At 48.8% G+C, this 14362-nt stretch carries 14 protein-coding genes; 5 read left to right on the top strand and 9 right to left on the bottom strand.

The features are described from left to right. Positions 1 to 73: 73 nt before the first annotated feature. Positions 74 to 562 (bottom strand): lysozyme inhibitor LprI family protein, encoded by a 489-nt coding sequence (locus OQV04_RS16805; protein ID WP_001307852.1) that lies wholly within the window; start codon positions 560 to 562, stop codon positions 74 to 76. Between the two features lie 90 nt (positions 563 to 652). Between OQV04_RS16805 and OQV04_RS16800 the strand changes: the two genes are divergently transcribed. Next, the gene (locus tag OQV04_RS16800; protein ID WP_212734366.1) at positions 653 to 697 is read left to right on the top strand and encodes a hypothetical protein; all 45 of its coding nucleotides are present in this window, start codon (positions 653 to 655) and stop codon (positions 695 to 697) included. 41 nt (positions 698 to 738) lie between these two features. Here the strand turns inward: OQV04_RS16800 and argS are convergent, their stop codons facing one another. Continuing rightward, positions 739 to 2472, bottom strand: coding sequence for an arginine--tRNA ligase (gene argS, locus OQV04_RS16795; RefSeq protein ID WP_021556904.1), 1734 nt, complete (start codon positions 2470 to 2472; stop codon positions 739 to 741). A 215-nt stretch (positions 2473 to 2687) separates the two neighbouring features. Between argS and OQV04_RS16790 the strand changes: the two genes are divergently transcribed. From OQV04_RS16790 to torZ, 4 genes are all read left to right on the top strand, one after another. After that, a complete protein-coding gene (locus OQV04_RS16790; protein ID WP_032281042.1) occupies positions 2688 to 3254 on the top strand; it encodes a VOC family protein in 567 nt (188 codons plus the stop codon). Between the two features lie 13 nt (positions 3255 to 3267). Further along, on the top strand, positions 3268 to 4014 hold the full coding sequence (gene cutC / locus OQV04_RS16785; RefSeq protein WP_021556903.1) for a copper homeostasis protein CutC: 747 nt from the start codon (positions 3268 to 3270) through the stop codon (positions 4012 to 4014). Positions 4015 to 4401: 387 nt separating this feature from the next. Further along, positions 4402 to 5502, top strand: a complete 1101-nt coding sequence (locus tag OQV04_RS16780; RefSeq protein WP_001214275.1) for a NapC/NirT family cytochrome c — start codon at positions 4402 to 4404, stop codon at positions 5500 to 5502. A gap of 24 nt (positions 5503 to 5526) precedes the next feature. Beyond that, the gene (gene torZ / locus OQV04_RS16775; protein ID WP_099145259.1) at positions 5527 to 7956 is read left to right on the top strand and encodes a trimethylamine N-oxide reductase TorZ; all 2430 of its coding nucleotides are present in this window, start codon (positions 5527 to 5529) and stop codon (positions 7954 to 7956) included. Positions 7957 to 8120: 164 nt separating this feature from the next. Here the strand turns inward: torZ and cmoB are convergent, their stop codons facing one another. The 7 genes from cmoB to OQV04_RS16740 all read right to left on the bottom strand — a co-directional run. Next, positions 8121 to 9092 (bottom strand): tRNA 5-methoxyuridine(34)/uridine 5-oxyacetic acid(34) synthase CmoB, encoded by a 972-nt coding sequence (cmoB, locus tag OQV04_RS16770; RefSeq protein WP_000564727.1) that lies wholly within the window; start codon positions 9090 to 9092, stop codon positions 8121 to 8123. After that, complete coding sequence (cmoA, locus tag OQV04_RS16765; protein ID WP_000019588.1) at positions 9089 to 9832, bottom strand: carboxy-S-adenosyl-L-methionine synthase CmoA; 744 nt, start codon at positions 9830 to 9832, stop codon at positions 9089 to 9091. The genes cmoB and cmoA overlap by 4 nt, the downstream gene beginning before the upstream one ends. Positions 9833 to 9872: 40 nt before the next feature. Beyond that, complete coding sequence (locus OQV04_RS16760; RefSeq protein WP_000252980.1) at positions 9873 to 10268, bottom strand: MAPEG family protein; 396 nt, start codon at positions 10266 to 10268, stop codon at positions 9873 to 9875. A 52-nt stretch (positions 10269 to 10320) separates the two neighbouring features. Further along, positions 10321 to 11100 (bottom strand): DUF72 domain-containing protein, encoded by a 780-nt coding sequence (locus tag OQV04_RS16755; RefSeq protein ID WP_423781030.1) that lies wholly within the window; start codon positions 11098 to 11100, stop codon positions 10321 to 10323. Between the two features lies 1 nt (position 11101). Beyond that, positions 11102 to 12388 carry a tyrosine-type recombinase/integrase gene (locus tag OQV04_RS16750; protein ID WP_033801056.1) on the bottom strand — a complete coding sequence of 429 codons (1287 nt, stop codon included), beginning with the start codon at positions 12386 to 12388 and terminating at the stop codon, positions 11102 to 11104. Between the two features lie 33 nt (positions 12389 to 12421). After that, on the bottom strand, positions 12422 to 12676 hold the full coding sequence (gene xisR / locus OQV04_RS16745; protein ID WP_032253515.1) for an excisionase family protein: 255 nt from the start codon (positions 12674 to 12676) through the stop codon (positions 12422 to 12424). Positions 12677 to 12733: 57 nt separating this feature from the next. Further along, positions 12734 to 14362: exonuclease (locus tag OQV04_RS16740; RefSeq protein WP_106490570.1), on the bottom strand; the 1629-nt coding region annotated here is incomplete at its 5' end.

Genomic DNA, 14362 nt, shown 5'->3' with positions numbered 1-14362 from the left:
AAAAAGGCTCGATGTTTTGTTGCAATTATTTATCAGGAATAGCTTGCAACAAAACATGCCAAAAAGATGTGAATTATCCTCTTGTCAAAGGGCTTGGATAAAAATCTTCAGAGTTACGGTATAGCTGCAACTGGCGAGTTCGCGTATTGGTCTGTATGATCATACATGATAGCCATTCTGATTCAGAATAAGGGTCACTTAAATCCTGAACATCCTCATTTGAAAGGATTAATTCACATTCTTTGTCCCTAAAATCCAGCCAGGCTCGCTGTGATTTTTTAAGCAAGTTAAGTTGTTCAGTATCAGGTTTTTTTGCACCTGTGCGTGGCACTTGTTCTATATAACGATAAGCTTCACCATAAGCTTTATTTAATTGCGCATCGACGAGATTGTATTCTTGTCGCAGACATGATTTGATCACGTTAATGTCAGTATCATCATCTGAATTTTTTTGCCAACAATCTTTGATGGCTGAAATGTCATGATCATTTACTATAACCGTATCTTCTGCGTAAGCCTGGCAAGAGATAATGCCTAATGTTAATACAAGAAATTTAAACACTGCGGTATTCCTTAAATTGAACCGTTATCGTTTTCCTGGGCCTGGATATTACGCTTCTGGCCTCTTACTCAACAGTGAGAAAACGATGGCATGTCCGTTTTCAGAATACATTTAGATGGCAATAAAAAAGCCTGATCGGCTAACCCTGATCAGGCTTCACTCTCACGAAAAATCGATTACATACGCTCTACAGTCTCAATACCCAGCGTATCCAGACCCAGCTTCAGCGTCTTCGCTGTCAGTTGTGCCAGTTTCAGACGGCTGTTACGCACTTCTTCGTTTTCTGCGCTGAGGATCGGGCAGTGCTCGTAGAAGCCAGAGAACAGACCGGCCAGATCGTACAGGTAAGCACACATTACATGCGGCGTGCCTTCACGGGCAACCACGGTGAGGGTTTCTTCAAACTGCAGCAGGCGAGCTGCCAGTTGCGCTTCACGATCTTCACGGATGATAACCGGAGCTGCAGCCAGTTGCTCTTCGTCAATTTCTGCTTTACGGAACACGGACAATACACGCGTGTATGCATACTGCATGTATGGCGCGGTATTACCCTCAAACGCCAGCATGTTGTCCCAGTCGAAGATGTAGTCCGTGGTGCGGTTTTTGGAGAGATCCGCATATTTCACCGCACCAATACCAACCGCGTTAGCCAGTTTTTCCAGCTCGTCGGCTGGCATATCCGGGTTCTTTTCTGCCACCAGACGGCGTGCACGTTCCAGGGCTTCATCCAGCAGATCGGCCAGTTTCACTGTACCACCCGCGCGGGTTTTGAACGGTTTGCCGTCTTTACCCAGCATCATGCCGAACATGTGGTGTTCCAGCGGTACGGATTCCGGTACATAGCCTGCTTTACGGACGATCGCCCATGCCTGCATCAGGTGTTGATGCTGACGGGAGTCGATGTAATACAGCACGCGATCGGCATGCAGTGTTTCATAACGATATTTCGCACAGGCGATATCAGTGGTGGTGTAGAGATAGCCGCCATCTTTCTTCTGAATGATCACGCCCATCGGTTCGCCTTCCTTGTTTTTAAACTCATCAAGGAATACGACGGTCGCCCCTTCGCTTTCTACTGCCAGACCTTTGGCTTTGAGATCCGCCACAATTCCTGGCAGCATTGGGTTGTAGAGGCTTTCGCCCATCACGTCATCACGGGTCAGCGTCACGTTGAGACGATCGTAAGTGATCTGGTTCTGCGTCATGGTGATGTCGACCAGTTTGCGCCACATCTCGCGGAAATATGCGTCACCGCTTTGCAGTTTTACCACGTAGTTACGTGCACGCTCGGCAAACTCTTCATCTTCGTCGTAATGCTTTTTCGCATCGCGGTAGAAACCTTCAAGGTCAGCCAGCTCCATTTCACCGGCGTTTTCCTGCTGCTGCTTTTCCAGCCATGCAATCAGCATACCGAACTGAGTGCCCCAGTCGCCGACGTGGTTTGCGCGAATCACTTTGTGACCGAGGAACTCCAGAGTACGCACTGCTGCGTCACCAATAATGGTAGAGCGCAGGTGACCGACGTGCATCTCTTTCGCCACGTTTGGCGCAGAGTAGTCAACCACAATGGTCTGTTTTTCTGGCGTAGCAACACCGAGACGATCGGACGCCAGCGCCTGCTGAACATGTTCAGCCAGGAATGCCGGATCAAGGAAAATGTTGATAAAGCCTGGACCGGCGATCTCAACTTTGCTGGCGATACCGTTAAGATCCAGATGAGTCAGCACCTGCTCTGCTAATTGTCGCGGTGCCATACCCAGTTTTTTAGCAACTGCCATCATGCCGTTAGCCTGATAGTCGCCGAACTGAACTTTTGCTGACTGACGAACCTGCGGTTCGCAATCCGCAGGCGCGCCTGCCGCAATCATGGCCTGACGGACTTTTTCTGAGAGAAGAGCCTGAATATTCACCGGAATACCTTACATTGATGAAGCGAGCAAAAATTGCCCGCACCAGTTAAAGAAATTAGGGCGGGAGTATACTGCAAATGGCTGTTTTCGTCAGCAACGTGCGCGTGGCGTATTGCCGTTTTCACTATTGCATCAGAAGCGGCGTGAAATCAGCGGTTGGTTGGCACAGGGCAACAGGGTAAATTAACGCTTTTACTGAAAGACGAAGAGTGATTATGGCGAACTGGCAATCTATCGACGAGCTGCAGGATATTGCATCGGATTTACCGCGATTTACCCACGCATTAGATGAACTTTCCCGCCGTTTGGGGTTGGATATCACTCCGTTGACTGCCGATCACATTTCCTTGCGTTGCCATCAAAACGCCACCGCTGAACGCTGGCGTCGCGGGTTTGAACAGTGCGGCGAGCTTTTGTCAGAAAATATGATCAATGGCAGACCGATTTGTCTGTTTAAATTGCATGAACCGGTACAGGTTGCTCACTGGCAGTTTTCTATTGTGGAGCTACCGTGGCCCGGGGAAAAACGTTACCCACACGAAGGTTGGGAACATATTGAAATCGTTCTGCCGGGTGATCCAGAAACGCTGAATGCCCGTGCGCTGGCATTGCTTTCTGATGAAGGACTCAGCCTACCGGGGATCTCAGTGAAAACCAGTTCGCCAAAAGGTGAGCATGAGCGATTACCGAATCCGACGCTGGGGGTCACCGATGGCAAAACAACGATTAAGTTTCATCCGTGGTCCATTGAAGAGATCGTTGCCAGCGAGCAGTCGGCGTAATTAAGGAGTAAAAATGGCATTACTGGAAATTTGCTGTTACAGCATGGAATGTGCACTAACGGCGCAGCAAAACGGCGCAGACAGAGTTGAATTATGCGCAGCCCCAAAAGAGGGGGGCTTAACGCCGTCGTTGGGTGTACTGAAATCCGTGCGCCAGCGGGTGACGATCCCTGTGCATCCGATTATCCGCCCACGCGGTGGTGATTTTTGCTACAGCGACGGTGAGTTTGCCGCCATTCTTGAGGATGTGCGCACAGTCCGCGAATTAGGTTTTCCTGGACTGGTGACGGGCGTGCTCGATGTTGACGGTAATGTCGATATGCCACGAATGGAAAAAATAATGGCTGCTGCCGGTCCGCTGGCAGTGACTTTTCATCGCGCCTTTGATATGTGCGCTAACCCTCTAAATACACTCAATAATCTTGCGGAATTGGGCATTGTCCGGGTGCTGACATCAGGGCAAAAATCAGACGCACTGCAAGGTTTATCAAAAATTATGGAACTTATTGCCCATCGTGATGCTCCAATCATTATGGCCGGAGCAGGAGTCCGTGCAGAAAACCTGCACCACTTCCTCGATGCCGGAGTGTTGGAAGTCCATAGCTCCGCGGGAGCGTGGCAAGCCTCACCGATGCGTTATCGTAATCAAGGATTGTCCATGTCATCAGATGCACACGCGGACGAGTATTCGCGTTATGTCGTAGACGGGGCGGCGGTTGCTGAAATGAAAGGAATCATTGAACGCTATCAGGCCAAATGATTTTTACCGTTGCATCATGTCGCCCAATATGATGCTTGCTCGTACCAGGCCCCTGCAATTTCAACAGGGGCCTTTTTTTATCCCTGAATAGTATAAAAAATGAACGATTACCGCGATCTGTTGAGCGGGTGACAGTGCACATAGCGTTGTGCTAAAAATATTTTATATATTCACATTAATTATGTGATTTAAATTGCTAAAACTGACAAATATATATTCTAAATAACAACTGGGTTATTCCTTAGCAATTAATGATTACATTGTAATAAATCATATTCTTTAGCGATTATTTCAGGCAGTGTTGTGCCGAATTATGCAAGCGGTTAATTCGTTGTATATTTAATTATACAATGATTTCGGTGTTCTGGAATTTAATTAGAGGAATCTATGCGAGGGAAAAAACGCATTGGGTTATTGTTTTTGCTGATAGCGGTTGTGGTTGGTGGCGGCGGGTTCTTGCTGGCGCAAAAAGCCTTACATAAAACGTCGGATACAGCATTTTGCCTTTCCTGCCACTCGATGAGTAAACCTTTTGAGGAATATCAGGGAACTGTCCACTTTTCGAACCAGAAAGGGATACGTGCGGAATGTGCCGATTGCCATATTCCAAAGTCAGGGATGGATTATTTATTCGCTAAATTAAAAGCATCTAAAGATATTTATCATGAATTTGTTAGTGGCAAAATAGACAGTGACGATAAGTTCGAAGCTCATCGCCAGGAAATGGCCGAAACAGTATGGAAAGAATTAAAAGCAACTGACTCTGCAACGTGCCGTAGTTGCCATTCTTTTGATGCCATGGATATTGCCTCGCAAAGTGAATCTGCGCAGAAAATGCATAACAAAGCACAAAAGGGCGGCGAAACCTGTATCGATTGTCATAAAGGCATTGCCCATTTTCCGCCAGAAATAAAAATGGATGACAACGCGGCGCATGAGCTGGAAAGTCAGGCCGCTACTTCAGTGACTAATGGCGCACATATTTATCCTTTCAAAACTTCTCGCATAGGCGAGCTGGCTACCGTGAATCCTGGTACCGATCTCACCGTCGTTGATGCCAGTGGCAAACAGCCGATCGTTCTGTTGCAGGGTTATCAAATGCAGGGCAGTGAAAACACGCTCTACCTGGCGGCAGGTCAACGGCTGGCGCTAGCCACATTAAGTGAAGAAGGTATCAAGGCGCTCACGGTAAACGGGGAATGGCAGGCTGACGAATACGGCAATCAATGGCGTCAGGCGTCTTTACAGGGTGCGCTTACCGATCCCGCATTAGCGGACCGTAAACCGCTATGGCAATACGCTGAAAAACTTGACGATACCTATTGCGCTGGTTGTCATGCCCCTATTGCCGCCGACCATTACACCGTCAATGCGTGGCCGTCCATTGCCAAAGGAATGGGGGCACGAACCAGCATGAGCGAAAACGAACTGGACATTTTAACGCGGTATTTCCAGTACAACGCCAAAGATATTACCGAGAAACAGTGATCCTCGTTGATCAGGGAGGAAGTTATGACATTAACAAGACGTGAATTTATTAAACACAGCGGTATTGCCGCTGGAGCGCTGGTGGTGACATCGGCAGCACCGCTACCCGCATGGGCAGAAGAGAAGGGCGGTAAAATCCTCACCGCGGGACGTTGGGGAGCGATGAACGTAGAAGTGAAGGACGGCAAGATTGTTTCTTCGACAGGCGCGCTGGCGAAAACCATACCGAACTCCTTACAGTCTACGGCGGCGGATCAGGTACACACCACGGCGCGTATTCAGCATCCGATGGTGAGAAAAAGCTATCTCGATAATCCACTGCAACCGGCGAAAGGTCGAGGCGAAGATACCTATGTACAGGTGAGCTGGGAACAAGCATTAAAACTGATTCATGAGCAACATGAGCGTATTCGTAAAGCTAACGGACCATCGGCCATTTTTGCCGGATCTTACGGCTGGCGCTCTTCTGGCGTGTTGCATAAAGCGCAAACCTTACTGCAATGTTATATGAACCTGGCGGGTGGTTATTCCGGGCATAGCGGCGATTATTCAACCGGGGCAGCACAGGTGATCATGCCGCATGTGGTCGGTTCTGTAGAGGTGTATGAACAGCAGACCTCCTGGCCGCTGATTCTGGAAAACAGCCAGGTTGTGGTGCTGTGGGGAATGAACCCGCTGAATACCTTAAAAATTGCCTGGAGCAGTACCGATGAGCAAGGGCTGGAATACTTCCATCAGCTGAAAAAATCTGGCAAACCAGTGATTGCCATTGATCCTATCCGCTCCGAAACCATCGAGTTCTTTGGCGATAATGCCACCTGGATCGCGCCGAATATGGGCACCGACGTGGCACTGATGTTAGGGATTGCGCATACCCTGATGACACAAGGCAAACACGATAAAGTGTTCCTTGAAAAATACACCACCGGGTATCCGCAGTTTGAAGAATATCTGACAGGTAAGAGCGATAATACGCCGAAGAGCGCGGCCTGGGCGGCGGAAATTACTGGCGTACCGGAAGCGCAGATAGTCAAACTCGCTGAACTGATGGCGGCGAATCGCACAATGCTGATGGCAGGCTGGGGAATTCAGCGCCAGCAATATGGTGAACAGAAACACTGGATGCTGGTGACGCTGGCGGCGATGTTAGGGCAGATTGGTACACCGGGCGGCGGTTTTGGTTTCTCTTATCATTACTCCAATGGTGGCAACCCGACGCGTGTTGGCGGCGTGCTGCCGGAAATGTCTGCGGCGATTGCCGGACAGGCCAGCGAGGCCGCTGATGATGGCGGAATGACGGCGATTCCTGTTGCCCGTATCGTCGATGCGCTGGAAAATCCTGGTGGCAAATATCAGCATAACGGTAAAGAACAAACGTATCCGAATATCAAAATGATCTGGTGGGCGGGTGGCGGTAACTTTACCCATCACCAGGATACTAATCGTCTGATCAAAGCATGGCAGAAACCGGAGATGATCGTCGTTTCTGAATGCTACTGGACCGCAGCTGCTAAACATGCAGATATCGTATTACCGATCACCACATCGTTTGAGCGCAATGACTTGACGATGACCGGTGATTACAGCAACCAGCATATTGTACCGATGAAGCAGGCTGTCGCTCCGCAATTTGAAGCGCGAAACGATTTTGACGTGTTTGCCGAACTTGCGGAATTACTGAAACCTGGCGGAAAAGAGATCTATACCGATGGTAAAGATGAAATGGCGTGGCTGAAATTTTTCTATGATGCCGCTCAGAAAGGTGCCCGTGCGCAACGCGTCACTATGCCAATGTTTAATGCCTTCTGGCAGCAAAATAAACTGATCGAAATGCGCCGCAGCGAGAAGAACGAACAGTACGTTCGTTATGGTGATTTCCGCGCCGATCCGGTGAAAAATGCGCTGGGTACGCCAAGCGGCAAAATTGAGATTTACTCCAAAACGCTGGAAAAATTTGGCTATAAGGATTGCCCGGCACATCCAACCTGGCTTGCGCCTGATGAGTGGAAGGGTACCGCCGACGAGAAGCAGTTACAGCTTCTGACCGCACATCCGGCACACCGTTTACACAGTCAGCTTAACTATGCGGAACTCCGTAATAAATATGCGGTTGCCGATCGTGAACCGATCACTATTCACACCGAAGATGCTGCACGCTTTGGTATTGCGAATGGCGATCTGGTGCGTGTCTGGAACAAACGTGGTCAGATTCTGACAGGTGCGGTGGTGACTGACGGGATCAAAAAAGGCGTGGTATGCGTGCATGAAGGTGCATGGCCAGATCTGGAAAATGGCTTGTGTAAAAACGGCAGTGCGAACGTGTTAACGGCGGATATCCCCAGCTCGCAGCTGGCAAATGCCTGTGCCGGTAACTCTGCGCTGGTGTATATCGAAAAATATACGGGTAACGCACCGAAGTTAACGGCGTTTGATCAGCCAGCTGTTCAGGCGTAAGACGTGAATAGCGCCCGGAAACGGGCGCAGAGGTTATGCAAACGTAAAGCTGCCTGATGCGCTATGCTTATCAGGCCTACATAGTCCCTGCAATATATTGAATTAGCAAGGTTTTGTAGGCCGGATAAGGCGTTCACGCCGCATCCGGCAGTAATACCAGACCTTTACGGCTTGCGCGCAATCAGCACCGCGCGTTTAGGCGCAGGATAACCTTCAACCGTTTTACCCGGATCATGTGAATCAAGAAAATCTGCCAGCGATTCGGTGACCATCCATTCGGTGCGTCGCTGTTCTTCTGTGGTGGTAACGCTCACATCCGCAATGCGAATATCAACAAAACCACACTTCTTCAGCCAGTTTTTTAGCGCCAGCGCGGAAGGGATGAAATAGACATTACGCATTTGCGCGTAACGATCGCCCGGCACCAGCACCGTGTTCTCATCACCATCAATAACCAGCGTTTCAAGCACCAGTTCACCTTCATTTACCAGTTGATCTTTCAACTGCCAGAGATGCTCCAGCGGTGAACGACGATGATAAAGCACGCCCATCGAAAAGACGGTATCAAAGGCTTTCAGTGCCGGAAGTTGTTCAATACCTAGCGGTAACAAATGCGCGCGCTGATCATTACCCAGTAGTTTACGCACCGCTTCAAACTGGCACAGAAACAGTTGCGTAGGGTCGATCCCCACCGCGAGGTGCGCGCCTGCGCCAATCATGCGCCACATGTGATAACCACTGCCGCAGCCGACATCCAGAATGGTGCGTCCGGTTAAATCAGAAAGATGGGGCAGAACACGATCCCATTTCCAGTCGGAACGCCATTCGGTATCGATGTTGACGCCATACAGTGAGAACGGCCCTTTGCGCCACGGCATCAGGTTGCGCATCAGCGTTTCAATGCGTTTAATTTGCCCTGCGCTCAGTGGCTCTTCGCTTTCTGCCGTAACGCTATGCAATAAATCAAGACGATACGGTTTAATTTCAGGTAGAAACTCCACCGCATTTGACCACTGCTTAAACAACCCGTGCTGCTGCTCGCGCTGCCAGTTAGCAATCTGCGCGGGCAGCGTTTCGAGCCAGTGTGAAAGATGATTTTTGGCAATCAGAGAATAAAAGTTACCAAAGTCGATCATGCAGCGTCCTCTGCTTTTAATGCCACCAGTGAACCAAAGTTAAAGCACTGGAACCACAGCTCGCTATGCTCAAAACCGGCTTTATGCAGGCGTGCTTTATGGGTTTCCACGGAATCGGTCAGCATCACGTTTTCCAGCATGCTGCGCTTCTGGCTGATCTCCAGTTCGCTGTAACCGTTGGCACGTTTAAAGTCGTGGTGCATGTTGAACAACAGTTCACCAACTTTGGCATCTTCGAAACTGAATTTTTCCGACAGCACCAGTGCGCCGCCCGGGTTCAGGCCTTGATAAATTTTATCCAGTAATGCCTGGCGCTCGGAAGGTTCCAGGAATTGCAGGGTAAAATTCAGCACCACCATCGATGCGTTTTCAATGGCGATATCGCGAATATCACCTTCAATGACGTCTACTGGCGTAGGGGCTTTATAGGCGTCAATATGACGACGGCAGCGTTCAATCATCGCCGGGGAGTTGTCGATGGCAATAATTTTGCAATTATCATGATGAATGTTGCGACGCACCGAGAGCGTCGCCGCGCCCAGAGAACAACCCAGATCGTAAACCTGCGTACCAGGTTGAACGAAGCGCTCGGCTAACATACCAATCATGGAAATAATATTGGAATAGCCGGGAACGGAACGCTGGATCATATCCGGGAAGACTTCAGCTACCCGTTCATCAAAGGTCCAGTCGCCCAGTCTGGCGATAGGGGCAGAAAATAGCGTGTCGCGGTGAGACATAACGTAAAAATCCGGGAAAAAGAAAGTGGCGTATTGTGCGCTAACGCAGGGAGAAAACCAACTCCCAGGGCATATACCAAAGATTCGCCAGCACCATCAGCAACAGCGCACACCAGGTGGCGCTCATGCCGGAACGTCGCCAGCGAAACAGACGGTGATGAAAACCGTAATAATGCATCAGACGACCAGCAAGCAAAACGATGCCGCAAATATGCACCATCCAGGTTTCTGCGCCATTCATTTCCATAAACAGCATCAGCACAATCGCGATGGGAATATATTCCACCGCGTTACCATGAATGCGAATAGCGCTTTGCAGTTCGCTAAAACCGCCGTCGCCATAGGCAACGCGGTACTGCATTCGCAGGCGAACGACATCAAAAGAGAACTTCATTAATAACAACGCACTTAAAACGGCATACAGCGCGCTTACCATACAAACTCCCTTTAAAATGGCCGATGGCACCTGTCTATGATAGGTGGCAAATTCAGAAAAGAGAAGATTGCTGTGGAATAGCCGGAACTGCTCCGATCTCTGGAAGCGTTTTACGTAAGTCTTCCCACAGGGTATGTACCAGTTCCGGGGCCTGGGCAATATCTGGCGTATGTAAAAAAAGATAAGGCGTAGTGGTCTGATGCCACTGCGCTAATTTTTGTAACCAGACCTGAAATAATTCCCGGTTTTGCGTCATATCATCACTCCCGATAAAACGGATCAGCGGATTTGTCGCCGTCAGTACAGCATGTACCGGAACTTTAGGTTTTTTTCGTTGAGCGTCGCGAATAGCTTCACTGTGTGGACGTGCTGCATGAACCGGGCGGCTGTCTAAAATCACCCGATTAACGCCGCGCTGATGTAAACCGCGATTAAGCGTTTGTTCCTCTTCCCCTTTGGCGAAAAACTGTGGATGGCGGACTTCCACGCCATAATTAAATTCGCCAGGAAGAGAGTCGAGAAAATGCCAAAGCGCAGGCAACTCCCGTGGGCCGAAGGTGGCAGGCAGTTGCAGCCAGTATTGCCCAATGCGCGGAGCCAACGGTGACATGCGGGTCAAAAATTCAGTCACTAAATCATCGCAATGCCGTAATGCTGCCTGATGCGAAATGGTCGCCGGAAACTTAAAACAGAAGCGGAAGTAATCTGTGGTCTGCTCACGCCAGCGCAGGACAACCTCGGGTTTCGGCAGGGCGTAAAGCGTGGTGTTGCCCTCCACGCAGTTAACATGACGGGAGTAATAGTCTAACTCAATGATACTGAAAGAGATTATTTCATCGTCTCGCTCTGTGGGGCATGTATGGGACACTTTCAGTTAACTCCTTATTGAGCAGTTCTATCTGCCCGATATTGTTATCTTTCATCCATGCTCCGTAAACATTGAAAACCATTTGGGCGTTTGCATGTCCCATCTGGTTTGCGATAAAGCTTGGATTAGCTCCCGCCGATAATGCCCAGCAGGCATAAGTATGCCTGGACTGATAGGCTTTCCTGTGCCGTAGTCCCGCCCGTCTCAATGCCGATGCCCATGAGTCTCTGATGGAGTCTGCTTTGTAGTGGTGGCCTGCCTGCTGGCATTTTTTTACCAGTTGCGGATTAAAAACAAATGTGCATTCATGTCTTACGGTGCGTCCGAACTCCCGAAGTTTGACGTCAATTTGATATTGAGTACCAAATCTTGTCATTTCAGCCTGACTTTTCAGGGTATCAACGGCTGGTTGAACAAGATGAATAACACGATCTGTTCCCGCTTCGGTTTTTGGTAGAGTGAACTCACCGAGTTTTGTATAATTACGACGGATAGTCATTGTTTTGGCTTTTAAATCAATATCCTCCCAGGCAAGAGATATCAGTTCACCATGACGAATGCCTGTGTATACTGCTAAAGACCACAGGTTTTTTGTTTGTTGATGGTGGCAAGCATCAATAAAACGAATGAATTCGTCATGTGTGAGCGGATCTGGTTCTGTTCTTGATCTTTTTAATGGTGTCAGACCGTTAAACGGGTTTGATTCTGTGTATCCGTTGTCAGCTGCAAATTGAAACATACCTGCAATTGTCGTCATGTAGTAATTAACTGTAACTACAGATCGCCCTTTGACAGGAGTTGTCTTGCCGTTCGAGAGATTGTGATACCCGGTCAATAAATCTTTCCTGATAAAGAGTAAATCTTCTTTTGTTACAGATGAAGCCAGTCGATTTTCCCCTATACGAGGGAGCATGTTTCTCACCACAGATTGATACCGATTGAGAGCGTTACCACCTATCTCGATTTTCTTCAGATCCAGCCATTTTTCGGCAAGTGCCTTAATGGTTATCTCCCTTTTCCCCAGACCGAAGTGTTTCAGATTTGGAGACTCAGGGAACTGCGCAGCGTAGTCGAAATTCCCCATTCTGATTGCAAAACAAACTGAAGTCCTGAGTTCGCCTGCAATCTTCCGGTTTTTGGCTGTGTCAGGAATACCGAGGTTTTCTCTGACACGTTTGCCGTTATAGTGAAACCATATGCGGAGTGAGCCGCCATGGTTTTCAACGCCTGTTGGGTATGATGTGTTACTCATTAAACCTCCCAGACGTCCAGGAGCATTAACAGGTTAACCGGAACTTGCATTTTTGGCACCTGGTTGTTTCTGGTTTTTTATCCACCGCATAATTGCATCTATGTTGTACAGGCATTCACTGTTTGGTTTTGGCTCTCCATCCACAGAGAAGTGGATATATTCCCTTCCTAACATCCATGATGTTCTACGTGCTCGCTCGATAGTGCCTGATTTTAATCCTGTTGCAGCAATTAAGATGCTTTCAGCGCACCATTCACTGGGTGTTATCTGATAGATAATTTGTTGCATAGAATTGCCTTGCAACCGCCGCCACTATAGCTGGTGGACGGCGATCAGGGTTGAACATTAAAAATCAGCCTGACTCGGGATCAGTTTTTGCCAGATAACTGAAACGTATTTTGCCTGGTAACGCGCATCGTGCAGGGCGTTATGGCATTCACCTTCGAATGGAATAGTCGTTCTGGCATCGAAATCTATCACCAGTCCCAGAGCAACCATCGTTCGTACATCACGATCGTTGTTGTAGCGCCACGGACAGGGGATCCCCTGTCGTTCATATGAACGGCGTAAAATTACGTTGTCGAAGTTGGCTCCATTTCCCCACACCTGAACAAAAAATTCACCGGAGTTTTCGGCGATAAACTCCCTGAACTGCAACAGCGCGTCATCCAACGGGATTTCATTGGTAAGAATGGCGGATTGTGCTTCGCGTGACTGTTTCAGCCACCACTTAATGGTGTCCCGATCGATGACTCCGCCTGCGGTTTCCAGATCGATAGTTTTGCTGAATTCTGGTCCCATCTCTCCGGTTACCGGATCAAAAAACTTACCGGCTATAGCGTTGACTGGCGCATCAGGATTTTTTCCCATTGTTTCAAGGTCAATCATCAGATGGTGCCACAACCTGCTGGTGGATGTGACTTTATGATGACAGTTAACCTTAATTAAGGGATTTGCTGTCTCGCCAGTTTCATTATCGCTATCGTGATGCTGATTGCCGCCAGTGTTCTCCTTGTGTGGATGTTCAGCGCCTTCCATTTCCTCCGGATCATCTTTCTGAACTTCAACCTGATTCTCTTCATCGAATGTTTCCTGGTATGTTGTGTCGCCCATCACTGCGCCACAGTCAGGACAGTTACCGCCGCTGGTCTGACTACAGGCGGTGCAAAATTTTCCCACTTCATGTTGCGCTACTGGTTCAAGCAGTTTCGTTTCTGGCTCGTTTTGTCGCGCATTTGGGCTGTTTTGTTCTTCATTTTGGTCGTTCTGTTCCATTTCTTGCTGGTTCTGGTTCACAGAATCGCGGGTTTCAATCCCCTTCACCCATTTCGGATCATTCGGATCGCTAATCCCTGCAACAAATTCACCACGTGATACTGCAAGCAGTTCATCGGCGTCAGGCTGGCTGATATTGGCTGCCTGCATAATTTTGTTTACTTCGTCAGCGGTAACTTTTACCGGCCCAGGTTGTGCGGTCGTGTCAGATGCACAAGTATTTTGTTGTGAACCTGAGTATGTACCGTTTTTGCGGCCGAAATATTCTTCTTTCGTGATTTCAGTAGCCCCTGCAGCCAGTGCCTTATCCAGACCAGAAAGTTTGTTTGCGCGACCGTATTTTTCGCCATCCTTGTCGGTGAAGAGGAAGTAGAACGGCCCTTCACGCTCTACAGATGGTTCGACTTCCACTTTGCATTCGGTTTTTTCGTTGTCCGGAATTGCCGTTTCCACTGCATCAGTTTCTGGTACTGGCGACGAGAGAGTATCAGTTGCGCTCTGATTTCTTCCTTCATCTTCAAACACGCCCTTTGTAGTCAGGTATTCAGTAATGTATTTGTTCAGTGCCACAGGGTCTTTGTGAATGTCGATCGGACGTTCACGGACAAGGCCAAAAATAGTCTGGCGGTCGTAGCGAAGGGCATCAGGCTGTTTGCGCATTGATGCCGAGATACGCTTCCAGTCTTCGCGGTCGTTGTC

It is taken from the genome of Escherichia sp. Lx600-2 (assembly GCF_036662595.1).
Classification (GTDB): Bacteria; Pseudomonadota; Gammaproteobacteria; order Enterobacterales; family Enterobacteriaceae; genus Escherichia; species Escherichia coli.
Note: the sequence above shows the minus strand (reverse complement) of the source record. Positions and strands in the feature narration are given on the sequence as shown.